This window comes from Bdellovibrio sp. HAGR004, from assembly GCF_055397015.1.
Genome location: NZ_AP029176.1, coordinates 3,511,710 through 3,535,548, shown reverse-complemented (window position 1 = coordinate 3,535,548; position 23,839 = coordinate 3,511,710). Strand labels below are relative to the sequence as shown.

Below are 23,839 nucleotides of genomic sequence, written 5' to 3'. Positions count from 1 at the left end.
AAGTTTCGGGCCCTTCCTTTGGCCCTTCAAACATGGTAGCGTTAATCCGCTAAACTGGTCAATCATCCAAGGGTCTGGCCCAAAGGGGAAAGCGTGGAAAACAGCGTAAAATCAAGGGATTGGAAGCAGGTCTTAGGTCAAGCTATCAAGGCTGTCAGTCTAGGGCGGGAAGTGCTTCTCAATTATTTCGGTAACTTAGAGCACGTGGAAGAAAAGTTCCAGGCGGGTCTTGTCAGTGAAGCCGATAAAGAATCAGAAAGAGTCATCGCAGAGCATCTTAGGAAAAATTTTCCTGAAATTGAATTTTTGGGCGAGGAAACCTTTGCCGCTTCTCATGGAACCGGGACCAATGTCGCGTGGAGCAAGGCCGGCCCCAACGGGCGCTGGATCCTCGATCCGCTGGATGGAACCACGAACTATGTTCATCGCTTTCCGATTTTCTGCATCAGTCTAGGGCTGGAAATTGACGGTCAGATTCAGTTGGCTGTGATTGATGTGCCTATTCTAAAGGAAACTTACACGGCGATTCGTGGCCACGGAGCCTTCGTCAACGGGCGCCGTTTAAGTGTCAGCAAAAACACGGAACTCAAAAAAGGTCTGCTGGCGACGGGTTTTGTGTCAGAGCATGAGCATGTGATCTCAGAGCAGTTGCGCATCTTCGATGAGATGGTCCGCAAATGTCGAGGCGTGCGTCGCCCTGGGGCTGCCGCCTATGATCTTGCGCAGGTGGCGCGGGGCGTGTTTGATGGCTACTGGGAACGAAATATCCAGCCGTGGGATGCGGCTGCGGGAATTCTGCTGGTGGAAGAAGCCGGTGGTGTTGTGCAGACTTATCGCGGAGACAAGTACACGCCTTATAAGAATTCGATAGTGGCAGGCAATGCGGCGATGGTGGCAGAGATACAAAAGGTGCTGGTGCCCCATTTGAGCGAAGGCACCAACTAGAAAGATCGACGGTTACTTTGGATTTGTGCCAACGACCAGTCGGCCGCTTTGTGATTCATCCAGCAAAGTGGAGTGGTAGTGGAAAATCACACTGCCTTTTTGCAGGTAAGGAATCAGTTTGTCAGCCATGGAAAGGGAGAGTGCTGGGCAACCCCAGCTAAGCCCCAGGCGGCCGAAAGGCTGACCGGTCTTTGGATTTTTCATATTTATAAAGTCCTCGCCCACATACCAGGCTCCGTGGACAACGATGTCACGGTTATAAGCCTGATCATTGGATTTTTGCAGACCATACATGCGCAAGGTCTTGCCGTAAGAGCCTGTGTAGATCTCTCCCGTCAGGTAGAAACCCAGAGAGGTCTGGCGGGAATCTTTGGTGTTACTAAATTTATAAGCGTAGTTGCCCTCACCACTGCCGATGCCGTGAGAGGCATAATATTTCTGCACATCCCCGGTGCGCATATTTATGAAGTAAAAACGACGTTGAGTGGAAGGGGCAGTATAATCCACGATAGCCACATACTGAGGGTTTTGCAGCGTGACTGTCTTGCTGCTGCGGATACGCTTGTTTTCTTCACAAGGACGGACGCTGGCCGGATCTTTTCCTTCGCAGATGTAGGTGTCCTGATTGAAGCTGCGGCCACGGTTTTCATACATGAATTTAGTCAGTCGAGAGAGCGCGTCGGCCGGAACCCCCGCACTGAGGATCTTTTTGGTGATGGCACTACCGGAAGATTGAGCGTGGGCCGTCAGCCCCAGAGTGCAAATCAGTCCGCCTAAAACCAGATTCAAATACAATTTCATTGGGTCTCCTACTAAATAGGAACCCGTTATAGTATGGCTTGGACAGAATGAAAACTGTCAGGATTTTAGACAGGAATAAAACACAAAAAAGGGACGGAAATTCGCTCTATTGCACCTGGTGTTCGCAAAAAAATAGGAGAGGGGTTGCCTCTCCTATTCTTCGGGTCAGTGGCTGAGTTTGTTTTTGATATCAGCTAATTTATCGCCCACTTTGTCGCCCCATTTTTCCATGAAGCCTTTGACGGTTGAGTCATCAATGCCGACAGTGCTCATGACCTGATGAACACGCTTGTCCGCTTCGTCCCGGGGAATGCCGGTTTTAGCGGAAACCAAGGACACCAGCTCGTCGGGGTTCTTTAAGGCTTTTCGAATTTCCTCATCGGTCAGATTAAGACCTGCGAACTTCTGTTTCAAAGCGCTGGAGAAAGCTCCGAATTTATTTTCGAAGGATTGCTTGTCCATAGATGCTCCTTCCTCGACCTGGGTCGGGATGTGCTAGTGAGACAACTTACTTTTTAGTTTGTCGATTTTTTCATTCACTTTGTCGCTGGCTTTATCTGCACCGCTGGTAAATTTTCTATCCAGGCCCGACATGAAGTCTTTGACCTGACGGGAGGCTTCTTCTTTGGACAGTCCGATCTTTTGTTGAACAAGTCCGCTTAATGCTTCCAAATTGCCTTTTGTTTTTTGGATGTCGTCGTCAGTGAGGTCACCCCATTTTTTGCGGATCTCGCCAGAGATCTCTTTAATTTTTCCCTGGAATATGTCTTTGTTCATAAGTACCTCCTTGAGTGGATTCAGCTATCTTTAGGAGGCTCCCGTTTGGTCAAATAGTCAAATTTCTGCGCCAAAACTTTGACTACTGTCATAGAATTACTACCCGGCAAACATTCACTACAGGGGCAAATTTTGCCTGAAATCAAATGTGTTGGACCGCAGTCTTCCTGACAGGACTTGGGTCCTGTTGGCATCTCTGTTGCTTTCAATCTTGATAGGACCACTATGTGGTCATTCATCATGGAGGATGAAGTGGCTGAAGAAAAAGCGGCAGCATCGGAAGCAGTGTCAGCTCCGAGCGGGGGATCTGGACAAAAGCCTATACTACTTATTGCCCTGGCGGTCATTAATATGCTCGTCGTTGCCGGCGTGGGTTTCATGCTTTATTCAAACCGAAAGAAAGAGGCGGCAGAGCCCAAGATCGAACACGTCATTAAAGGTGAGGCGGAAGCTCAACACAAAGAAGCGACCGAAGAGAAGGAAGTCATCGGCAAGGTGGTTCCTTTGGAAACCTTTATCGTTAATCTGGCTGGTTCTAAAGGCCGTCAGGTGGCCAAGGTGAACATGGAGCTGGAAGTGACCGGCACCCATGCCATGGAGGAACTGGAAAAGCGCAAGGCCCAGATCCGCGATATCATTATTATTATCCTTTCCAGCAAGACTTACGCGGAAGTTTCGTCCCGCGAAGGCAAAGACAGCTTAAGAAGTGAAATCAAGGACACCATTAACTCTTTCCTGGTCCAGGGGAAGATTTCAAACGTGTTCTTCACAGAGTTTATCTATAACTAAGGCAGGACTATGAATCAGGTTCTTTCACAAAGTGAAGTGGATGCTCTGTTAGCGGCGGTCTCCGATGGGGATGTCGCCTCTTCAGAAACATCCAAGCCCGAAGCTCAGAACGTCGGCAAGGTGGACGAGCGTAAGATCGTTTCCTACGATCTGACCAGTCAGGACCGTATTATTCGTGGCCGTCTTCCTCAATTGGAAGTTATCTACGAAAAATTCATGCGGGCCTTCCGGGTATCGTTGTCCTCGGCGCTTCGTAAGATCGCGTCTATCACACTGACCTCCACAGAATTCTTAAAGTTTGGCGAGTTTATCAATACACTTCCCATGCCCACGTGCATGAGCGTTCTGCGCTTTGGTAATCTGCGTGGTTCTGCCTTGTTTGTAATAGAGAGCAAGCTGGCTTACGCGTTGGTGGACAGCTTCTTCGGCGGGGCGGATCGTCCTTATACAAAAATTGACGGTAAAGACTTCACCCCGATTGAGCTATCCATTGTCCAAAAGGTGGTGGGGCTGGCGATCAATGACATGGAAATGGCCTGGGCCTCCATTGAAAAGATCGGTTGTTCTTTTGTGCGTACCGAGGTGAATCCGCAGTTCGTGGGGATTGTGCCACCGACGGACGTGGTTATTGCCTCCACATTTGACGTGGAATTGGAAAATGCGACGGGCACGATTTCCATCGTGATTCCTTACGCGACCATCGAGCCGATCAAACAGAAGCTACAGACTGGTTTCCAGGTGGAAACGGATCAGACGGACAAAAAGCTTTGGACGGCGATCATTCAGGAGCAGTTGCTGGAAACAGACATGGAAATCAAAGTGAACCTGGGTGAAACCGAAATCAAGTTGCGTGATCTGATGAATCTGAAGGTGGGCGATGTGATCCCGTTGGATCAGGATGCGTCCGGTGAATTCGACGTGGCTGTCGAAGGTGTTAGAAAGTTTAAAGGTTATTACGGAATACATCATGGAACCGTGGCTGTCCAAGTGACCAGACCGGTGGAAAAGTAGGGGGATGAATGAGCGACGATACATTGGACAACCTGGCAGATCAGCTGGTGGCCGAAGCCGCAGGAATGGCTGAAGCTGGCAGTAAAAGAGCCTCCAGCGAAATGCCGACACATAAAGATAGAAACTTGAACCTGATCCTGGATATTCCTCTCAAGGTTTCCGTGGAGCTGGGTCGTACCAAAATGCCGGTCAGCGAGCTTTTGAACCTGACTCAAGGCTCTGTGATTGAGCTGAGCAAATTGGCGGGGGAGCCGATGGAAGTGTACGTGAACGACAAGTTGATCGCACGCGGTGAGGCCGTGGTGGTGAACGAGAAGTTCGGTGTGCGTTTGACTGATATTATTTCTCCTGCTGAGCGTGTGGAACAGCTCAGATAAGAGGTATGAAAATGCGTTGGTTGCTTTCTTTGATCCTTGTTGTGTCAGTTTCTGCCCAGGCTTCTGAAAAGACGGCAGGCGCTGTTGTTGAGGAGACGACCTTGACGGCCCCGGTGGATTCTGAATCCCAGGAGCTGTCAGCGGCGGCTACGGCGGATCCAAAAGATCTGCCAAAAGTGGATAATCGCAAAGAGTCAGAAATTCTTCTGAATCTGGAAAGTAAAAAGACAGCCTCCAACGAAGGCAGTGGTGTGTTCCGTATTCTGTTTACGTTGTCCCTGTTGGGTATTGTGGGCACCGGAGCTTACTTCTTCCTGAAAAAATACAAAATCCCGCGCGCGATGAAACATCAGACGCAGATCAAGGTTTTGCAGCAGCACTATCTGGGGCCTAAAAAAAGTCTGGCGATTGTGCGTGTGGCGGGTGAATCCATCCTGATTGGCGTGACAGATCATAATATCTCCATGATCAAGTCGCTGTCTCTTTTGGATGATGAGGTTCCGGAAGAGGCTCCACAGAGCTTCGGGAAGGTTCTGGGGCAGTCCGCTCAAGACGCGGACTTTGATGAGACCGCAGAAGAAGTGCCAGCCCCCCGCAAGCGCAGTGCCAAGGACATGGACCTGGATGAAGAGTTCGCCATCAGTGGTATTAAAGACATCGTCTCCAAACGCCTGAAAGGCATGAGGTCTCTTCAGTGATTAAGAATAAATGGGCTCTTTGGAGTCTGCTTCTTTTGCCTCTGACGATCTTCTTGGCAAGTTCGCCAGCGTTGGCGCAGGTGACATTGCCAACAATGAATCTGGGATTTAAGACCACAGACAACCCTAATGAGGTTGTGAATGCTGTGAAGCTTATCATGGTCATGACGGTGCTGACCTTGGCTCCGGCCATTCTGATCATGATGACGGGCTTTACCCGTATTATCATCGTATTGTCTTTCCTAAGACAGGCGATGGGGGTTCAACAGATGCCACCCAACCAGCTTTTGGTGGGTCTGGCCTTATTTTTGACTTTCTTTGTGATGCAACCGGCGTTCAATGAAATGAACACCAATGGTATCCAGCCGTACATGGCCGGAAAGATCTCTCAGGATCAGGCGCTGGAAAACACGTTGGCGCCGCTACGTAAGTTTATGTTCCATCAGACCCGTGACTCGGATCTGGCGTTGTTCCTGAAGCTTTCCAAAGTGGATAAACCTAAAACTCGAGCGGATGTGCCGACGATGGTTTTGGTTCCGGCTTTTGTGGTTTCCGAATTGAAGACGGCATTCCAGATCGGTTTTATCATCTTCCTGCCATTCCTGGTGATCGACATCGTCGCCGCCAGTGTTTTGATGGCCATGGGTATGATGATGCTTCCTCCAGTCGTCATTTCGTTGCCGTTTAAAATTATGCTCTTTGTTCTTGTGGATGGATGGGGTCTGCTTATCGGGTCCATGGTCAAGAGTTTCGGGTGAGGTGAAAAGTGACAGATGAATTGGTGATTCGACTGGGACAGGATGCGCTTCGAACAACAGCCATGTTGGCGGCACCGCTTTTGATCAGCACATTGGTTGTGGGTCTGGCCGTGAGTGTGTTCCAGGCTTTGACTCAGATCAATGAGGCGACTTTGACGTTCATTCCAAAAATGATCGTGGTGGCGGCGGTGTTTATCCTGGCCGGCCCGTGGATGATGGACGTGATGAGTACTTACACCGTGAATTTATTTGAAAATATTGCCGTGATGGTGAGGGAATAGAGTGCTGAACTGGAGTGCGTTGACAGAGGCTCAGATTCTTCTTTTTGCGTTGGTTCTACTGCGCATGATTGCCTATGTCGTGTCCTCTTCGTTCTTTGGCTCTCCGCTGGTGAATGCGCCTATTAAGGTCCTGCTTTCACTGGTTTTAGCCATGGTTATTTTTCCAGTGGTGAAGGTTGGAAATGTTGATTATGGGCTAATTTCCAATGAAATCATCGGTTTGGCCGTGCGAGAGCTGCTTGTTGGATTGACCTTGGGTTTTTTAACCCGACTGTTCTTCTTTGTGGTCAGTATGACAGGGGATCTGGTTTCCATGAGCGTGGGTTTAAGTGCCGCTCAAATCTATAACCCGATGATGGGTTCCCAAGGGGGCGTCGTCGAGCAATTCTATTCCGCTATGGCCACCCTGGTGTTCCTGGCGATCAACGGGCACCACATGCTTTTGACCGCGATTGCGCAAAGCTATGAGCTGGTTCCGGTGAGCTCTTTGGCATTAAATATCGGGCCGTTTGCAGAAATCGCCGTTTACGGCCAGGCGGTTCTGGTCATGGCGATTAAAATGTGCGCCCCGATTCTGGTGGCGATTTTGATTGTGAATTTGGCGATGGGTATTCTGGGAAGAGCCGTGCCCCAGATCAACGTCCTGGTCACAAGTATGCCAGTGACGATTATGATGGGAATGGCGGTGGTTTTCATCTGCCTTCCTTTGTTGGTTATGGAAATGAATGGAGTTGTTGAAATCACAGCTAGCAAACTGTTCGATGTGATGAAACACTTATAGGGTAAGGCTTTTAAGTTCTAGGAAGGAACGAGATGGCTGAGGATAACGGCGAAAAGTCCGAAGAAGCAACGGACGCGAGACGGGAAGAGTTTCGCAAAAAAGGGAACGTTGCACATACAAAGGAGCTGGCGTCGGCAGTAATTTTACTGGCCGCGGCTGGTGGCGTGTATGCTTTGGGTCGCTTTTTCTTTCAGAACATCTTTGAGATCTTCCAGCATTCCTTCGGGGATGACATGGTCAAGATGGTGCGAGAAGGAAACTTTGTAGAGGCTTTCAAATATTGCGGGATCAAAGCCATGATCCTTGTGGCGCCCGTTTTGCTGTTTACCGGTATTATCGGTGCTGCTTCCTCGATTGTTCAGATCGGCTTCCTTCAGGTCGAAGACGCTGTTTCTCCTAATTTTGAAAAATTGAATCCGGCTGAAGGCTTCAAACGCATCTTCAGCCTTCGTGCCGTTGTTGAGGCCCTGAAATCCATTCTGAAAATGGGCACCGTGGGTTTGATTCTTTACTTCCTTCTGCGCAGTGAAGTGAATCAGGTTCCTTACATGCTGACGTACTCCATCGAACAGATCATCGCCTACGTGGGTGTTGTCGTGGTGAAGCTGCTTGGTGGTGTTGGTGGCGTGATGCTGGTGATTGCTGGCGCGGATTACTTCTATCAGCGCTATGATCTTGAAAAGAAAATGATGATGACCAAGCAAGAGGTCAAAGAAGAGCACAAGCAGCGTGAGGGTGATCCGCTGATCAAATCCCGCATCCGCCGAATCCAGCGTGAAATGGCGAGTAAGCGCATGATGTCGGAAATTCCCAAGGCCGATGTGGTCATCACCAATCCTACGCACATCGCGGTGGTTCTGAAATACACCGACAATCTGCCGGCACCACAGATCGTGGCCATGGGGGCGGATCATGTTGCGGAAAAAATCAAAGAAGTGGCGCGCGAGCACAATGTGCCGATCGTGGAAAACAAGCCACTGGCGCGCACGATCTTTAAGACTTTGAAAATTGGACAAGTTATTCCCCGGGAGCTTTTTGTGGCTGTGGCCGAAGTGCTTTCGTACGTTTACCGTTTGCGTAGGAAGAAAAGATAATGGATCAGTTGTTTCAGTTTCTAAAACGATTCGATAAGATCACGAAGAATACGGATCTTTTCATTGCTGTGGGTCTGTTGGCAGTCCTTGCGGTGATGATCATTCCTTTGCCTCCGGTAATGCTGGATTTGACCCTGACTTTCTCTTTGGCCATCAGCATTTTGATCCTGTTGGTTAGTATTTACACTGACAGAGCTTTGGATTTCACATCTTTCCCGTCATTGCTTCTGATGACGACCTTGTTCCGTCTGGCCCTGAACGTGGCCACGACGCGTTTGATTTTGACTCACGGGCATGAAGGGGAGCAGGCCGCCGGTCACGTGATCGCATCGTTTGCGAACTTTGTGGTGGGTGGAAACTATGTGATCGGTTTTGTGATGTTCTTGATCCTGATGGTCATCAACTTCATGGTTATCACCAAGGGTTCCGGGCGCGTGGCGGAAGTTGCAGCTCGCTTCACCTTGGATGCGATGCCTGGTAAGCAAATGTCCATCGATGCGGAACTGAATGCGGGTCATATCACCGAAGCTGAGGCTCGTAAGCGCCGTAAGCAGGTCGAAGGCGAAGCGGACTTCTATGGCGCAATGGATGGTGCCTCCAAGTTTGTTCGCGGTGATGCCATTGCCGGTATCATCATCACCATGATCAATATCATTGGTGGTTTGGCGATCGGGGTTATTCAAAAGGGTCTTGATGTCGGAACGGCTGCGAAATACTACACCATGCTGACCATTGGTGACGGTTTGCTTTCCCAGATCCCGGCGTTGGTGATCTCGACAGCTGCCGGTATTATCGTGACTCGTACTTCCAACTCTGAAAAAGACGTTGGTGAGGAAGTCACCGGTCAGTTGTTTGTGAAACCTCGTGCGGTGATGATCTCCGGTGCGGTTTTGATCCTGATGGGTCTGGTGCCGGGTCTTCCAACCATCCCATTCTTGTTGATGGGTGGTTTGTTGTGTGGAACTGCCTGGGTTATTAAAAAGGCCCGTGCCGAGCAGGCCGAAGTGGCGAAAAGACAGTCCGAAGCGGCTTTGTCAGCGCCGAAGAAAGAAAACATCGAAACGATGCTTCCGCTGGACATGGTCGAGCTGGAAGTGGGCTATGGCCTTATCAATATTGTTGAATCCGATCAAAGCGGTGACTTGCTTGAACGTATTGTCAGCATCCGCAAGCAGTTTGCTCTGGATCTGGGAATTTTGGTTCCAAGTATTCACATCCGCGACAATCTGCAACTGGCACCGGGCGAATACCGCCTGATGATCAAGGGCAATCGCGTCGGGGGCGGGACTCTTCGTCCGGAAGCTTTGCTGGCGATGGATCCGGGCAATGTGGCCGAAAGAATCGAAGGTATTCCGACAAAAGAGCCGGCATTTGGCTTGGATGCCCTTTGGATTTCGCCTGCGCGTAAAGAGGATGCAGAACTGGCTGGATACACCGTGGTGGATCTGCCGACAGTCATGGCAACTCACTTGACAGAAATCATCCGCACCCATGCGCATGAGCTTCTGGGTCGTCAGGAAGCCTCGGCACTTATTGAAAACTTCAAGAAATCTCATCCGAAGGTGGTGGAAGAACTTATCCCGGATCTGCTTCCGTTGGGATCTGTGGTGCGTGTCCTTCAGAACCTGTTGAAGGAACAAGTGTCCATTCGTGATCTTCTGACGATCTTTGAAACATTGGCGGATGATGCCCCTCGCACGAAGGACATCGAGGTGCTGACAGAGCAGGTTCGCCGCGCTCTGTCTCGTGGTATCACGGCGAAGTACACGACGGAGATGGGCAATATCCCGGTTATGACATTGCATCCTCATATTGAGGAATTGATCGCCAATTCGTTGCTGCAAACTGAGCAAGGGGTGCAGTTGGTGATGGATCCGAACACGGCACATCGTTTGATCAACGAAATTGCCCGCACGGTGGAAAACCATCCTGAAGTGGCCAGTCAGCCGATTCTGCTGACCAGCCCAACGTCACGTCGTCATTTATATAAATTAACGTCCCGCTTTATTCCTCAGTTGGTTGTGCTTTCACACAATGAATTGTCGTCGGATGCGGATGTGAACTCTGTTGCACTCGTGGAGATGAGCCATGCAGGTTAAGAAATTTGAAGCACGTACCATGAAAGAAGCTTTGGAGATGGTCAAGACCCAGCTGGGGCCTGATGCCATCATCCTGTCAGCGCGCGACAACAATAAAAGCTTCGGTCTTGTCGGAGAGGGCAGTGTGGAGATTACAGCCGCCGTTTCTGAAGAGACTTTGCAAAAAAAGAAGTTTGCTGAATCCAGATTGCGCGAACAGGATCGGGTTAAGTTCAATAACAGTTCTGCCAGACAGCAGAAAGAGCTGATCCAGAAGATGGTGGAAAAGCATGTGCAAAAGGCGGCGCCGGCTCAGGCTCAGCCCATCACGCAAAGACGATACATTGATATCGAAGATGAACATGAGTTGAATCGGCAGAACCGAGTGTCTGAAGAACGAGTGCGTTCTGCGGCACAAAGAGCGTTGAATGCCTTCCAGGAGCAGGATGAAATCTTCTCTCGTGGTGGGAATGCCGTAAAAAAGACCAATCCCCAGACAAAAACAACCGCGACGCAGGCACGGCCAGCGGCTCCGGTGGCGGTTGAAACGCCTGAAATTCAGGCCCTGAAAAATGAAATTGCCAGTCTGAAACAAGTTATCAGCCAGTTCCAGCAGATGCCTCAAACCTTTGCCGGTTCTCATCCCGGTGCTGACTATGGCATCAATTATGACCTAAGCTTTGTCTACTCCAAATTGACCGGTGCAGGAATGGCGCCCGAGATCGCTGCGGAAATCCTGACTCAGGCACAGGAAACTCTTCCGGCTCTGAAGCTGAAGAATCGATCTTTGGTCGAAGCTTGGGTGGCTCGTCATGTTCTGGATGCCACAAAGATCGCAACCAATCCAAGTCAGGGGAAGATTCATTGTTTTGTCGGCCCGGCAGGAAGCGGCAAAACCTCGGCCTTGATTAAAATGGCCAGCCACATGGTGGTTCGTGAAGGTAAAAAGATTGCCTTGTTCACGACGGACACCTTTAAGGTGGGGGCGGCCGATCAAATGAAAATTTACGCGCAGATTTTGAATGTCCCGTTCTCGGTGATTCGAACTCAGCAGGATTGGACGAATTTGATGCGCTATCTGGCAAATGTGGATTGCGTGTTGGTCGACTACACAGGTTTGAGCCTTAAGAGCAACGACGAGATTCAGATGTTGAAGAGTCTTCTGCCACCTGCGGCACTGAACCCGAACATTCATTTGACTCTGTCCACCAATGCCAAGGACAGCGACTGCACTGAACTGGGTCGTCGTTATTCCGTTCTGGGGTATAAAGATGTGATCTTCACATCTTTGGATGAATCCACCCAGCATGGGACCATTTATAACTTTATGAAGAGATTCGATGTGCCATTGCACTCGTTCGGGATCGGGCCTCGTGTTCCAGAGGACTTCGAGTTTGCAACCAAAGAACGTTTGCTGGATCTGATTTTCCGTATCACAAAACTTAAACAACAGGACTCTGAAGCTGTATGAGCAGAATGAATTCTTTCAATATGCAGCGCACGCGCACGATCAGTATCACATCCGGCAAAGGGGGTGTGGGTAAAACCACATTGGTCGCGAACATGGCACTGACTCTGGCGCAAAAAGGCAAAAAGGTTTTGATCCTCGATGGTGACCTGGGTATGGCTAATGTGGATATTCTGTTTGGTGTTCGTCCGACAGGAAATTTGCATGACATCATCGCCGGTCGCAAAGAGATGCGCGACATCCTGATGGAAGTTTCCAAGGATGTGTTCTTGATCCCTGGCGGCAGTGGCATCGTGGAATTCAATCATCTGAATCATTTTGAAAGAAGAGCAATGGTGGAGGCGGTCAGCGCACTTCCCTTGGGCTTTGACTATTTGTTGATCGATACCGCTCCGGGAATTGCTGAAAATGTTTTGTTCCTAAACTCTGCGGCACAGACCGTGTCCGTGGTGATCACGCCAGATCCTGCCAGTTTTGCGGATGCCTATGCGTTGATCAAAGTTTTACATAAGCAATACAAGGTCAATCATTTCTCCATCATCTGCAATCAAGTGCGTGATGAACAGGAGGGGTTGGGACTGTATCAACGCTTCAATGATGTGGTTAATAAGTTCCTCTACATAGGTCTGGATTATTGGGGTTCAGTTCCCAATGATGTGGTTCTGCGTAAGGCAAACCAAATGCAGCGTCTCATTGTGAGACATGAAATCGGGGCGGAATCTTCAAAGGCTATTCGTCAAATTTGTAATCAGGTGGAGAAGTCCTGCAAACAGATTGAGTGCGTCGGTGGCATGCAGATGTTTTGGGACCAGGTCGTCGGAAGTGCGTAGGTCCGAGTTTCCAATTCTGAGAGAATTGGACTTTTAGGGCACCGACCTGTTTGATAACATAGATTTCAAGAGGGAAAAATATGGGGAAAAATGCGGCATTGTTGAAGAAATATAAGGAAGAGCCACGTAAGCTCGCTCCCACTCAGAAAGATGACCTTATACGTGAATATGCGCCGTTGATTAAATTCATCGCTCAAAAGATTGCCGTCAGACTTCCCTCTAACATCGAACTGGATGATTTGATCTCTGCGGGTGTGATCGGTTTGATGGATGCCATCGAAAAATATGACTCCACCCGTGACAATAAGTTTAAAACCTATGCTGAATTCCGTATTCGTGGAGCGATTCTGGATGAATTGCGCGCTCAGGACTGGGTGCCTCGTTCGATTCGTGACAAAGCCAAACTTTTGGATAAAACCATGGTTCAGTTGGAAGCGGATCTGGGGCGCACACCTTCAGATGAAGAAGTGGCTAAGGCGTTGAATGTCAGCATTGACGAATTCCACGATCTGGTGAATCAGGTTCGCCCGGTCAGCTTGTTGCCTATTGATCAGGCGACGAGCTTTAGTAATACCGATAAAAAGTCCATCATGGATATTCTGGAAGGTTCCCGCACGAACAGTCCTTTCAATCAGTTGAATGTGAAGAACATCAAAGAAGTTGTGGCTCAGGCGATCGAAGAGCTGCCTGAAAGACAACGTCTGGTTCTATCTTTGTATTATTACGAGGATTTGAATCTGAAGGAAATCGGCCAAGTCTTGCGTGTGACAGAGTCCCGCGTGTCTCAGTTGCATGCACAGGCTGTCGCCCGATTGCGTGCGAAGCTGGCGGCCACTATCGGTGCCGGTGAACTGGAAATCGCGTAACATCCTTTGAAATAATTTGATTTTAAGCAAAAGCCTCCCAAGATATTTTTTCGGGAGGCTTTTTTCGTTTCTGAAGCCTGTGTTAAACAACTCATGGCAGGGTCTTTGCTTTGGGAAGAGAATATAAGCAAGCAAGCTTATATCAAAGCCAAGGAGGAACTCTATGGGCACAGAAAGAACGAACCGGCCACAGCAGCCAGATTCATCCCGAGAAAGAACTCAAAGAGAAGAAAGCAGCAGACATGAAAGATCTGAGCGCTCCTCTTCCTCTGAGCGGAGTTCAAAGGAGCCTCAAAGACCACAGACAGATAGAAGTGAAAGAAGAAACCCAAGTCGCTAAGTATGGCGATGGACTTCTGGATTCCGAAAGGATCTCTTCCAGCTGAAGAGATCCTTTTTTATTTTCTGAAGCACTGTGCGGCAGCAGGGGCCCATCACCCCGGGCGAAGGGGCGAATTGTCTCCAAGCCATGATATGAAATTTTCTTCATGCTGGAAAATGGTTTTGCGGTCGTCCAAGGGACCCTTCAGAATGAGGGTAACCAGGAGGTACTTATGAAAATTCTGCCATTTCTTTTCTTAGGTCTTCTCCTCGCTTCTCCCGTTCAGGCACAAGAGGGGTCCGAAAGCGTTTACGAACACAACCATGAGATTGTCTTTGGTGACGGAGTCCAAGCTCAGGATAGGGACTACTATTTTAACTTTGGAAGAGTTCGTCTTTTTCGTGAAGTACGCGCGAACTTCTATCTACGCAACAACACCAGCATTCCCATTTATATCAATGACCTCGATTTGAACGGAAGCGACGCCTTCAGTTTTCGCGACAATTGCCCTCGCCTTCTTTTTCGGGGGCAACAATGCCGCATTCGGGTCTTTTTTGAGCCGCGCTACTTAGGTTTGCATCGTGGTGATTTGGAATTGGAACTGACTCCACAGGAAGACATTGTCCTGCATTTGCGTGGTCGCGGAGTGCTTCGTTAGCCTTCGGAGTTCTCTTCCATTTTGGCTTTGATCTTTTTCATTAGGCGGGCCTCCATCTGACGGACGGCCTCGCGGGTGATTCCATATTTTTCACCGATCTCCTGCAGAGTCAGGGGATCGTCATTCAAAATACGCTCATCCAGGATGATCTTTTCCCGGTCAGAAAGCTCCGGGCGGATCTCTTCGATCTTTTGTTTCAGGATTTCCAGTTGTTCATTGTGCGCCAGCGCTTCATCCAGGGGTTGATCGGACTGATGGCGCTGCAAGTCCCCCAGGCTTGTGCCGGAGTCCTCGTCAACCGGGCGGTCCAGACTGACATCGCGGCCGGACATTCTCATGGTCATGTCGCGGACCTCGTCTTCCGGAATGCCAAGACGACTGCTGATCAGGGCTGTGTTGGGCTCAATACCCATGGCATCCAGTGCGTCTTTTTCTTTTTGCAACTGATAGAAAAGCTTGCGTTGGTTCTGAGTCGTTCCAATGCGCACCATCGAGTACTGGCGCATCAGGAATTCCTGGATATAACCGCGAATCCACCAGACGGCGTATGTTATCAAACGAGCGCCCTTGTAAGGATTGAATTCACGAACCGCATGCATCAGGCCGACATTGCCTTCCTGAATAAGATCGATCATTTTGGAGCCAAATTTGGAGTATTCAGCCGCAATTTTTACGACAAAACGCAGATTGGCTTTGACTAGTGCCTGGGCGGCTTCGGGATCCTTGCTTTCAAAATACTTCTTAGCCAAAGCCATTTCCTCTTCACGGGTCAGGACTTTATAGCGGCGTATTTCATTCAGATACATGACCAACGGATCCGCCGAGGTCAGGGCCTTGGAAGAATCCGCCAGAGCAAGGGCTTTGCTGTCTTCTTCGATCTCGGGAAGCTCTTCCTCGGGGGCAGGGACGGCGTAGGCTTTTTCAGCTTCCACCGTAGGGCGAATGTCGTCGGTTTGAACGTCTTCAACCAACTCCGCAACGACAGGTTTGGATTCCACTGTGGTCTTGACGGATTTGCGCGCAGGTGTTTTTGCAGCAGCTTTTTTAGGAGCTGCTTTTTTAACCGATGCGGTTTTACCGGAAGAGGTGGATTTTGCCTTCGTTTTCGCCATTATGAATGTTTAGCCAAGGTATTTAGCCAGTTTCCTTTGCAAGGTCTCGGTGACTTTACCTTTGAAGGGAGTCAGCATCAATGGCAGATCCACTGTGACAGAGACTTTGCTCCCTGCGCCAGATGTGGCCACGGTCATATCCGCTTTAAATTGGGATCCTTTAAGGTTGGCGCATTTGCTTCCATCATCGAAGGAGCACTGAATTTTTGGGTCAAAGCGTCGAATGTCCTGATCGTTCGAAAGGAATTCTTTAATCTTTTTGTAAGCTTCTTCTGCGGAATGGGCGCTTTGGTGGTCAATAGTAAATTTGGGCATGCATTCTCCTCGGCTGTTGAAAACGACGCATCCGACGGCGTTGTCGGGGGACCTTCTTCACTCCGACGTGCTTAGAGCACGCCTGCGCTTCGATGGGACCCCTCCGCCTTGCGGCTGCATCGTTTTGAGCAGCCGAAACAGAGGCGGGGATGTTTCAATTCTGAAATTATAAGGGGAAATTTATTGCAAATGAAGCAGAATGCCTGGGGTCGAGGGGGCTCTCTGAAGGTTTTGTTATGGAGGTTATAAGAATATGGTTTTTGACTGGGATGGCACAATATGTAAATCTGGGCCCACGAACAAGGTAGATATATGAAGTTTGTTAAAGAGCTAAAAAGAACACATTATTGCGGAAGTCTGAGCCTTTCTCAGGCAGGTCAAAAAGTTGTATTGATGGGTTGGGTGGATGTTCGACGCGACCACGGAAGTCTGGTTTTCATCGACTTGCGTGACCGTGAAGGCATTGTGCAAGTGGTTCTGGACCCAAACAAACCTGAAACATCTTCTGCAAAGAATCTTCGCGGCGAATTTGTCCTGGCCGTTGAAGGTGTGGTTCGTGCTCGCCCGGACGGCATGAAGAATGCCAAGATCAAAACAGGCGAAGTGGAAGTCGAAGCGGTTCGCTGCGAGATTCTCAATGAATCCGCTGTGCCTCCATTCCAGGTCAGCGACACCAACGTCAACGAGATGTTGCGTTTGAAATATCGTTATCTTGATTTGCGCTCTCCACGTTTGGCAGGGCATCTGATCACTCGTCACAAGGTGGCACAGTTGGTTCGTCGTTTCCTTTCTGACAATGGCTTCCTGGAAGTGGAAACTCCGATTCTTTACAAGTCCACTCCGGAAGGGGCGCGTGACTATCTTGTTCCGTCTCGTGTGAATCCGGGGCATTTCTATGCGCTGCCTCAGTCTCCGCAGACTTTGAAGCAGCTTTTGATGATCTCTGGATACGACAGATACTTCCAGATCGCCCGCTGCTTCCGTGACGAAGATTTGCGCGCGGACCGTCAGCCGGAATTCTCCCAGATCGATATGGAGATGTCCTACATCGATCAGGAAGACATTATGGAGATGAATGAAAAGATGCTGCGCATGATCTGGAAAGAGATCAAAGGCATCGACGTGGGTGCAATTCCTCGCATGACCTATCAGGAAGCGATGGACAGATATGGCATCGACAAACCGGACACACGCTTTGGTATTGAGATCAAGGATCTAAAATCCGTCGTAACGGGTTCTGGATTCAAGGTCTTTGACGATGTTCTGGCGCGCGGTGGGATTGTTCGTGGTATCGCGGCTCCGAAAGGCGGCAGTTATTCTCGCGGTCAGTTGGATAAATTGACGGATATGGCGAAACGCGCGGGCGCCAAAGGTCTTGTGTGGATCAAGTCCGAAGCCGATGGCACGTTGTCTTCTTCTGTTTCCAAGTTCTTCAGCCCTGAAAAGCTGGCTGAAATGTTCAAGACTTGTGGTGGGGAGCCAGGTGACTGTGCTTTGATCGTCGCAGACGATTTCGACACCGCTTGTGCGGCATTGTCCACTTTGCGTCTGCATTTGGGCCGAGAACTGGGTCTTATCGACAACAGCCAGTACAAGTTCCTGTGGGTTGTGGACTTCCCGCTGCTTGAATACTCTCCGGATGAAAAACGTTGGGTGGCTCGTCACCATCCGTTTACGTCTCCGAAGGATGAGTTTGCTCAGGACCTGATCAACAACAACGAAGCGGCTTACGGCAAAATGCTGGCCAAAGCTTACGACCTTGTTTGTAACGGTTATGAGATGGGCGGGGGCAGTATCCGTATCTATCGTAATGAGATTCAGCAGGGCATGTTCCGTTTGTTGGGCATGAGCGAGCAGGAAACTCAGCACAAGTTTGGATATTTCCTGGAGGCTTTGAAGTACGGAACGCCTCCTCACGGTGGTATTGCCTGGGGAATGGATCGTCTGGTGATGTTGCTTTGTGAAACGGATGCGATCCGTGAAGTGATCGCTTTCCCGAAAACGGCCAAAGCAACAGATCTTATGTCTGAATGTCCAAGCGATGTCAGCCGCGAGCAGCTGGCTGAAGTGGGAATTCGCTTAAGTCCAATGGCTGAAAAGCATTTGGAAGAATCTAAAAAAGTGTAGTGAAAGAAAACCCGCCGATGATAAGGCGGGTTTTTTTATTCCTGAGGTTCAACTGTGATCGCGCCTTCCACGGTACGAACTTGAATGTGGCCGACGTTCTGCGGCTGTACCTGCAGGGAAGGGGATGTTTCCATGCGGTTTGAAATGACCCCTTGCACAGACTGCAGGTCCAATTCATATAAAGCATCCTTCGGAAGATGCAAGGTGACGGCGCCTTCCTGGGTTTCAATGTTAATATGGTTTTTGTAGGATTCTGGCAGATAGATTTCGGCTTTAAGTTGAGAATCTGTCGTCTTGCTCAGTTCCTGACCATTGACGTTCATTTGAATCCAGTGACTTGCCAAGGGCTCCAGGAAGGTGACTTGCAGACGGTTCTTCTCAGTGGTTTGTAAGATGAATTTTCCCTCTTCAAAACGGGGAACTTTGCCTGAAAGACGAACTTTCAAAGTGCTGCCTTTGTGAAAGCGCACTTCCATCTCAACACGGCGTGAAGAGAGCTGAAGTTCTTCCATGCCCTGCAGAAAAAACTCCTCATTTTCTTCATGTGCTTCACCTTGCAAGAAGCGGTCAGCAACCGAGTTGAAAGCATTGAATACTGTGCCCGGGTTATTAAAGACGTAACCCATTAAGAGCATCAGTCCGCCAGCAAGAATAAAGAAAAGGGCCACAGCAGCCATCAGTAGTTTCTTTAGCATGCGAAGAAACTAACACATTGAAAAGGCATTGAAAACGTAATTGAATGAAGGAGTGTCGTCGGGCTTCTGAAAATAAGGAGGAGTGTATGCAGCGTATATTGCCAGAGACAGATCTTGAACGAAAGCTGATGTCACTGGGTGCTCCTTTTATTGAAGAAAATCAAGTTCTTGATGAGCTGTTTCAAGTTTTGGGACATGACCTTGGTGAAGACCAGGAGTTGTCCCCGGAAACCAAAGAACAGGTGTTGGATGAGATCGGCGAGTACTTCTTTCGTTTGGATATGAACTACGGTCCGGAGATCAAGGCTGACTGCATCGGGATCCTTGAAGAGTTTTGGAGCGTTGTGGATCGTGAGAGCTGCCAAAAAACTTTGGAAAATATCCGCACCCAAGGACATCGCACAAAGTTCAATGTCCTAAGATCAGCTCTGCCTGTGGATGGCAGCATAGATGCGGTCTCTATGGAAAAATTCCGTCAGATTTTCAATTTCGATTTGGAAGACGGGCAGGATCTGCAGATGACAGAGGCCGACTACAGCAAGCTGGCCCTGTGGGTGCAACGGACTAACAAATATCTTAAAGAGCCGGGTATTCTGGCCTGGGATGTCTCCCGCTATATCCATCTGGTTCGTCTCAGTTTTGTCGCAGGTTATCTGTCTGATATTCAGGCATGGTCTGAAATCTTGAAGCTGGCACCGATCGTGGAAGGGAAGTTTGAAAACTGGATGGATTTTTCCCAGAGCTTTCTGATTGGTCGCACCTTCTGGTCGGGGGCGGATGACCCCCGGGTGAAGAATATCTGCGAGAAGCTTCTGGGCCATCCGGCAAGTCCGTGGCAGTTTATTTCGTGGACTTAGGTCCAGAAATCCTTTTTTCGTCTCAAGTTTAAACGTTCGATTCCGATACGTTTCCTGTGAAGTGAAGACCAGGATGGCCTTCAAACACGCACACACGGAGGTGTGATATGGAAAAAATCAGCGGAATCCTGCCGGCTTCGGCGCGGACCAGAGCGATTGACACTTCGGCATCCCAGCCTGCGCGTCCCGGCGCTTTGGCCTTGGGGCGACCGATGGGAAAGAACTCGCTGGGAGATCGCATCACCTTAAGCAAACAAATGGAAGAGATGCGGGCGACCGGTCAACTTCCGGAGCTGGAAGCCTCTCCCGTTTATAAAAATCCAGCTGAAGTTAAAAAGCTCAAGGTGATCGAGGACCTGAATCAGAAGTTCTTCAATAATCCGAAATCCGTGGCTCGGGAAGGGGATCAGACCAAGTCTGAAGAAGCCTTCACCAAAGCCAGCGAAAATGAAGGGCTGTTCTATGTGGAAAAGGATCTCAGGGCGGAAGCCGCTCCTTTGACGCCACAGAAAGACACCACTAAAGTTGCTTAAAAATAGAAACCCGGAAGGCGCCCCTCGCTTTCCGGGTTTTTAGTTTCAGATTTCCTTTTCCAGAAGAAATCCATTTTCTTCCAATGAACAAAGGCGATAAACACCTTTGAGTCTGCGCTGGCCCGTTGGTGTGCGCTCGGCCACGATCACGTAATCCAAAGACATCTGAATCAGTCTTCGAATGGCGGTCAGACTCCATTGCGGAGCCCCCATTTGAATCAGCATTTCCAGACGGATCAGGGCCTGCGCCGCATCTTGCGCGTGCAAGGTTCCGAAACTTCCGCTGTGCCCGGTGGCCAGTGCCATCAGAAAATCTTTGGCCTCGGGCCCACGAACTTCCCCCATGACCAGACGATCCGGGCGTAAGCGCAGAGATCGACGCACCAGTTGCCCTTGTTCGACGGACGGAAGCACACCTTGCGGATCCTCGCGTGTTAAGAGTTTCAGGCTGGCGTTGTTCGGCAGCGATATTTCAGAGGTGTCTTCGATAACGACAAGACGCTCGTTGGCAGGCATCAGATTCAGAAACGAATTTAAGACCGAGGTCTTTCCAGAGCCGGTGGGACCGACAACCAGAAAGTTCTTTCGTTCCGCAATTAGACGGGCCAAAGCATGGACCTGTTCATTCGAGCACCATTGGTGTTCCGCTAGGCGGGGGAAGGTCCAAGGGTTCTTCGGATGGCGTCTTAAAGTCAGATGTGGATAGCTTTGGGTGAGCTCTGCCCCCACGAGACTGAGGCGGAAGTCAGCAAAGCGCCCATCGGCGCAGGGAAACTCGGTGGTGATGTGAGCCTTGGCCGCATGACTGATCCGATCCAGGAAATTGCGGTAACTGAGATCCGAGAAAAAAATATCCTGATGGTGATGCAGTTGTCCTTGGCGTTCAAACCAAATTGCCATGGGACCGTTCACCAGGATTTCAGTGATACTTTCATCCTCTAACAAGTCCTCCAAAGGCCCCCACGAATGAAATTCGCTCAAGACACGGGCTTTGACTTTTTCTGAGGCAGTCTGCGTGTGCGTCGCCAGAAGGTTTTCCACTCTTTGGGAGCGCAGCAGATTTTCATCATCACTACTCAGCAGAAACTCATTCAAGGGGAGGCGCTGAATGTCCTCGTGAATGCGTTCATAAATTCTTTGGGCCTCCTGAATCATTGAATGCCTCCGCGATAGGTTTTCAGGTGCTGGGGGGACTCCTCTTGTTCTTCCCCTTCATGAACGATGGAGGGGCGAACAAAAATGACCAGCTCGGTGCGATTTTCCAAAAAATCATTGCTGGAAAAAAGCGCGCCCAGAATCGGCAAACGCGACAGAAAGGGCAGACCTTCATGGCCTTTGGCGTCTTCGTTTTTGATTAAGCCTGAAAGAGCAATCGTCTGGGGACGTGTCAGGTCAAAGTGGCTTGAAACCCGGTTGGTCAAAATGCCCGGAATGTCACCCACCGCAGTGGCTTTGTCCATGGTGGAAACCTCGGTTTCAATCGACAGACTCATGCGTCCGGCAGCATCGGCCTTGGGCTTCACCCGCAGCAGAATTCCGTAGCGCTTCCAGACGATATCCTGAATTTTATAGTTCATGATTTTGATGGGGAACTCGCCGCCGGCCAGGAATTCGGCTTCTTTTCCACTGCGGCATAGAATATTCGGACTGGCTAAAATCTTCCCCAAACCCTTTTGTTCCATGGCGCGCAGATTAAATGGCAGCTCGTCCTGCGAAAAACCTCCGGCTGGCAGAAGGCGGGCGGAATAAGCCTCGGGCCATTGCAGTCCATACTTCAGGGCAAGATTTTTTCTGATCTCAGCCACTGTGATTTGCACTTTGATGGTGGGAGCAACATCCAAACTGTTTTCATCGCGCAGGACCTGAACTCCATAGGGCGTCAGCAACTTTACGTATTTCTTAAAGGCCAGATCGCTGGAGCTGATGCGTACCTCCAGCGAGGGCTCAAAGATCAAAGTTTGCGGGGGCAGTTTGGCTTTTTGAAAGAGCTGTTCGAAATAGGCTTGCGCCTCTTGTTGGCGTGCGCCGGTCATCTGGGCCCGCATTTGGTAAGAAAGATTTTTGTTTTTCATAAAGTCCGCCAGCTGCACCCAGTCCTGCAAGCGGTACAGATTGCCCTGAATCAGCAGGTCTCCTTCACTGAGGGCCGCTTTCAGGCCCAGGTGATTCTTCAGTTGGGACTGCAAAGCGCTGAACGAGGATTTTTTAGAGGGGTGCAGAACCTGAACGGAATAAAGTTCCGTGCCTATCTTGATTGTGGTTTGCCCTTCCTGGCGTCCGCGAATTTGCAAGTTGCGTCCCTGGCCTTCGGCAGTCAGGATGTTTCTGTCCTGAATCCAGATTCGATCCTGGGATCTTACGGACAAGGTGATCTGTTCCCCCAGCCCCAGAGTCAGCTCTATCTGGGCCGAAGCAAAAGAAACGTAAAAGAATGTCAAAGTGATAAGAAGTGTTTTCATCACGGGGCTGTGAAGCAACCCCCGTGCTACGATCAGGGCCTAAGCTTTTGAGAAGACGGACGACATCCGGACAATCAAACCAGAGGCAATTCGAAGAACACCATCACTCCTTGCGCGGTGTTTTTAAACTGAAGGGTTGAGCTGTGAGATTTTAAGATCGACTGACAAATGGTCAGACCTAGCCCGGTGCCGGTGGAGTGATGCATGACATCCTCGTCAATATAGAACGGCTTCATGATCTTGTCGGAAACGGAAGAGGGAAGCTGGGGACCCATATTGGAAACAACAAAACGCAGATTAGAGCCGCTTTTCAGGCTTTCCACATGAATCTCGCTGCCGTCATTTCCAAATTTCGCCGCATTGTGAATCAGGCGCAACATGACCTGCTTGATAAGGCGAACGTCTGCGTGAACGGCCAGGGGCTCAAGCTTGCTGACAAGTTTTTGCTGCTTCTTTGCGATCAGGTCCACGACTTCTTTTGAAAGCGCCTCATCAAACTGAGTAAACGCCACCTGCTGCATGTCGATTTTAAGCTGATTGGTTTCCGCACGAACCACCAGCAAAACATCATCCACGAGTGTTTTCAGCCGGTCGGCGCTTTTCATGATTCGATTCACCATCAGTTTGTCTTCGTCATTGAGTTTGGATTCAGCCAGCAAAGACGAAAAGCTCAGGATGGAAGTCAGTGGAGTTTTCAGTTCGTGATTGATCAGAATCATAAAGTTGGATTTTGCAACATCCAGACTTTTTAATTCTTCCAGGGCGCGTGCCAGCTCCTGATTTTTTTGTTTGAGTTCCTGTCCAAGAGCAAAGCGTTCAATCGCATGCTCTACGGTGTTGGAAAGATCGGTCGGATCCCAGGGTTTTGTCAGGTAGCGGAAGATCTGACCTTTGTTCACAGCCATAATCACTGACTCAAGATCTGTGTATCCAGTCAGCAGAATTCGCACTGTCTCAGGATGAGACTCCAGAGTTTTCTCTAAAAATTCCACCCCGGTCATCTCCGGCATTCTTTGATCCGTGATGATGAGTGCAACAGGACCTCGATGTTCGTCGAGAACAGCCAAGGCTTCTTTTCCTGAGGTGGCCTTTAGTACGGTGTACTTCTTCCGAAAGAGCCTCTCAAGCGCATCTACGTTATCTATTTCATCATCTACACAAAGAATTGTGTGCTTAGTCATAGAAGCTAGTGTAGGATTGTGGAAAG

26 protein-coding genes and 1 pseudogene are annotated in these 23,839 nt (G+C 49.6%); 18 read left to right on the top strand and 9 right to left on the bottom strand.

Annotation, left to right across the window (positions count from 1 at the left end):
- The first annotated feature begins 93 nt into the window (after nt 1–93).
- Nucleotides 94–945, top strand: a complete 852-nt coding sequence (locus tag ACZ5ZV_RS17520) for an inositol monophosphatase family protein (protein ID WP_464118495.1) — start codon at nt 94–96, stop codon at nt 943–945.
- Nucleotides 946–957: 12 nt separating this feature from the next.
- Here ACZ5ZV_RS17520 and ACZ5ZV_RS17515 read toward each other — a convergent pair whose 3' ends face one another.
- The 3 genes from ACZ5ZV_RS17515 to ACZ5ZV_RS17505 form a co-directional block, all read right to left on the bottom strand.
- Nucleotides 958–1,746 (bottom strand): murein L,D-transpeptidase catalytic domain family protein, encoded by a 789-nt coding sequence (locus tag ACZ5ZV_RS17515; protein WP_464118494.1) that lies wholly within the window; start codon nt 1,744–1,746, stop codon nt 958–960.
- A gap of 165 nt (nt 1,747–1,911) precedes the next feature.
- Nucleotides 1,912–2,208, bottom strand: a complete 297-nt coding sequence (locus tag ACZ5ZV_RS17510; protein WP_464118493.1) for a hypothetical protein — start codon at nt 2,206–2,208, stop codon at nt 1,912–1,914.
- 33 nt (nt 2,209–2,241) lie between these two features.
- A complete protein-coding gene (locus tag ACZ5ZV_RS17505) occupies nt 2,242–2,523 on the bottom strand; it encodes a CsbD family protein (RefSeq protein ID WP_464118492.1) in 282 nt (93 codons plus the stop codon).
- Nucleotides 2,524–2,775: 252 nt separating this feature from the next.
- On the opposite strand from ACZ5ZV_RS17505, the gene ACZ5ZV_RS17500 reads away from it, so the two are divergent.
- From ACZ5ZV_RS17500 to ACZ5ZV_RS17435, 14 genes and pseudogenes are all read left to right on the top strand, one after another.
- The gene (locus ACZ5ZV_RS17500) at nt 2,776–3,312 is read left to right on the top strand and encodes a flagellar basal body-associated FliL family protein (protein ID WP_464118491.1); all 537 of its coding nucleotides are present in this window, start codon (nt 2,776–2,778) and stop codon (nt 3,310–3,312) included.
- A 9-nt stretch (nt 3,313–3,321) separates the two neighbouring features.
- The gene (gene fliM / locus ACZ5ZV_RS17495) at nt 3,322–4,323 is read left to right on the top strand and encodes a flagellar motor switch protein FliM (RefSeq protein ID WP_464118489.1); all 1,002 of its coding nucleotides are present in this window, start codon (nt 3,322–3,324) and stop codon (nt 4,321–4,323) included.
- Nucleotides 4,324–4,448: 125 nt separating this feature from the next.
- Nucleotides 4,449–4,700: pseudogene (gene fliN, locus ACZ5ZV_RS17490) on the top strand (flagellar motor switch protein FliN); the annotation flags it as partial.
- Nucleotides 4,701–4,705: 5 nt separating this feature from the next.
- Entirely contained in the window at nt 4,706–5,398 is a 693-nt protein-coding gene (locus ACZ5ZV_RS17485) for a FliO/MopB family protein (RefSeq protein ID WP_464118487.1), read from the top strand.
- Nucleotides 5,395–6,156, top strand: coding sequence for a flagellar type III secretion system pore protein FliP (gene fliP / locus ACZ5ZV_RS17480; protein ID WP_464118485.1), 762 nt, complete (start codon nt 5,395–5,397; stop codon nt 6,154–6,156). Before ACZ5ZV_RS17485 ends, fliP begins: the two co-directional genes overlap by 4 nt.
- An 8-nt stretch (nt 6,157–6,164) precedes the next feature.
- Nucleotides 6,165–6,437, top strand: a complete 273-nt coding sequence (gene fliQ, locus ACZ5ZV_RS17475; protein ID WP_262553001.1) for a flagellar biosynthesis protein FliQ — start codon at nt 6,165–6,167, stop codon at nt 6,435–6,437.
- A gap of 1 nt (nt 6,438) precedes the next feature.
- Complete coding sequence (fliR, locus tag ACZ5ZV_RS17470) at nt 6,439–7,218, top strand: flagellar biosynthetic protein FliR (protein ID WP_464118484.1); 780 nt, start codon at nt 6,439–6,441, stop codon at nt 7,216–7,218.
- A 32-nt stretch (nt 7,219–7,250) separates the two neighbouring features.
- The gene (gene flhB, locus ACZ5ZV_RS17465; RefSeq protein ID WP_464118483.1) at nt 7,251–8,312 is read left to right on the top strand and encodes a flagellar biosynthesis protein FlhB; all 1,062 of its coding nucleotides are present in this window, start codon (nt 7,251–7,253) and stop codon (nt 8,310–8,312) included.
- Complete coding sequence (gene flhA / locus ACZ5ZV_RS17460) at nt 8,312–10,411, top strand: flagellar biosynthesis protein FlhA (protein ID WP_464118482.1); 2,100 nt, start codon at nt 8,312–8,314, stop codon at nt 10,409–10,411. The genes flhB and flhA overlap by 1 nt, the downstream gene beginning before the upstream one ends.
- On the top strand, nt 10,401–11,861 hold the full coding sequence (flhF, locus tag ACZ5ZV_RS17455) for a flagellar biosynthesis protein FlhF (RefSeq protein WP_464118481.1): 1,461 nt from the start codon (nt 10,401–10,403) through the stop codon (nt 11,859–11,861). The genes flhA and flhF overlap by 11 nt, the downstream gene beginning before the upstream one ends.
- On the top strand, nt 11,858–12,688 hold the full coding sequence (locus ACZ5ZV_RS17450; protein WP_464118480.1) for a MinD/ParA family protein: 831 nt from the start codon (nt 11,858–11,860) through the stop codon (nt 12,686–12,688). Before flhF ends, ACZ5ZV_RS17450 begins: the two co-directional genes overlap by 4 nt.
- Before the next feature lie 80 nt (nt 12,689–12,768).
- Nucleotides 12,769–13,554 (top strand): FliA/WhiG family RNA polymerase sigma factor, encoded by a 786-nt coding sequence (locus ACZ5ZV_RS17445; RefSeq protein WP_011165664.1) that lies wholly within the window; start codon nt 12,769–12,771, stop codon nt 13,552–13,554.
- A 110-nt stretch (nt 13,555–13,664) separates the two neighbouring features.
- A complete protein-coding gene (locus ACZ5ZV_RS17440; RefSeq protein WP_464118479.1) occupies nt 13,665–13,940 on the top strand; it encodes a hypothetical protein in 276 nt (91 codons plus the stop codon).
- A 168-nt stretch (nt 13,941–14,108) separates the two neighbouring features.
- The gene (locus ACZ5ZV_RS17435; RefSeq protein ID WP_464118478.1) at nt 14,109–14,534 is read left to right on the top strand and encodes a hypothetical protein; all 426 of its coding nucleotides are present in this window, start codon (nt 14,109–14,111) and stop codon (nt 14,532–14,534) included.
- Here the strand turns inward: ACZ5ZV_RS17435 and ACZ5ZV_RS17430 are convergent.
- Nucleotides 14,531–15,646 (bottom strand): sigma-70 family RNA polymerase sigma factor, encoded by a 1,116-nt coding sequence (locus tag ACZ5ZV_RS17430; protein WP_464118477.1) that lies wholly within the window; start codon nt 15,644–15,646, stop codon nt 14,531–14,533. The two genes, ACZ5ZV_RS17435 and ACZ5ZV_RS17430, sit on opposite strands and share 4 nt — an antisense overlap.
- A gap of 9 nt (nt 15,647–15,655) precedes the next feature.
- Entirely contained in the window at nt 15,656–15,961 is a 306-nt protein-coding gene (locus tag ACZ5ZV_RS17425; protein ID WP_464118476.1) for a polyhydroxyalkanoic acid system family protein, read from the bottom strand.
- 312 nt (nt 15,962–16,273) lie between these two features.
- Here ACZ5ZV_RS17425 and aspS point away from each other — a divergent pair, with 312 nt between their 5' ends.
- Complete coding sequence (gene aspS, locus ACZ5ZV_RS17420; RefSeq protein WP_464118475.1) at nt 16,274–18,088, top strand: aspartate--tRNA ligase; 1,815 nt, start codon at nt 16,274–16,276, stop codon at nt 18,086–18,088.
- A gap of 35 nt (nt 18,089–18,123) precedes the next feature.
- Here the strand turns inward: aspS and ACZ5ZV_RS17415 are convergent, their stop codons facing one another.
- The gene (locus ACZ5ZV_RS17415) at nt 18,124–18,783 is read right to left on the bottom strand and encodes a hypothetical protein (protein ID WP_464118474.1); all 660 of its coding nucleotides are present in this window, start codon (nt 18,781–18,783) and stop codon (nt 18,124–18,126) included.
- Nucleotides 18,784–18,869: 86 nt separating this feature from the next.
- Here ACZ5ZV_RS17415 and ACZ5ZV_RS17410 point away from each other — a divergent pair, with 86 nt between their 5' ends.
- Complete coding sequence (locus ACZ5ZV_RS17410; RefSeq protein WP_464118473.1) at nt 18,870–19,640, top strand: DUF1266 domain-containing protein; 771 nt, start codon at nt 18,870–18,872, stop codon at nt 19,638–19,640.
- Between the two features lie 107 nt (nt 19,641–19,747).
- Nucleotides 19,748–20,173, top strand: a complete 426-nt coding sequence (locus ACZ5ZV_RS17405; protein WP_464118472.1) for a hypothetical protein — start codon at nt 19,748–19,750, stop codon at nt 20,171–20,173.
- Between the two features lie 45 nt (nt 20,174–20,218).
- On the opposite strand, the gene ACZ5ZV_RS17400 is transcribed toward ACZ5ZV_RS17405, so the two are convergent.
- The 3 genes from ACZ5ZV_RS17400 to ACZ5ZV_RS17390 form a co-directional block, all read right to left on the bottom strand.
- Nucleotides 20,219–21,328, bottom strand: a complete 1,110-nt coding sequence (locus tag ACZ5ZV_RS17400; protein ID WP_464118471.1) for a CpaF family protein — start codon at nt 21,326–21,328, stop codon at nt 20,219–20,221.
- Entirely contained in the window at nt 21,325–22,632 is a 1,308-nt protein-coding gene (locus ACZ5ZV_RS17395) for a type II and III secretion system protein family protein (RefSeq protein ID WP_464118470.1), read from the bottom strand. The genes ACZ5ZV_RS17400 and ACZ5ZV_RS17395 overlap by 4 nt, the downstream gene beginning before the upstream one ends.
- A 74-nt stretch (nt 22,633–22,706) precedes the next feature.
- Nucleotides 22,707–23,813, bottom strand: a complete 1,107-nt coding sequence (locus ACZ5ZV_RS17390; protein ID WP_464118468.1) for a response regulator — start codon at nt 23,811–23,813, stop codon at nt 22,707–22,709.
- Nucleotides 23,814–23,839 lie beyond the last annotated feature (26 nt).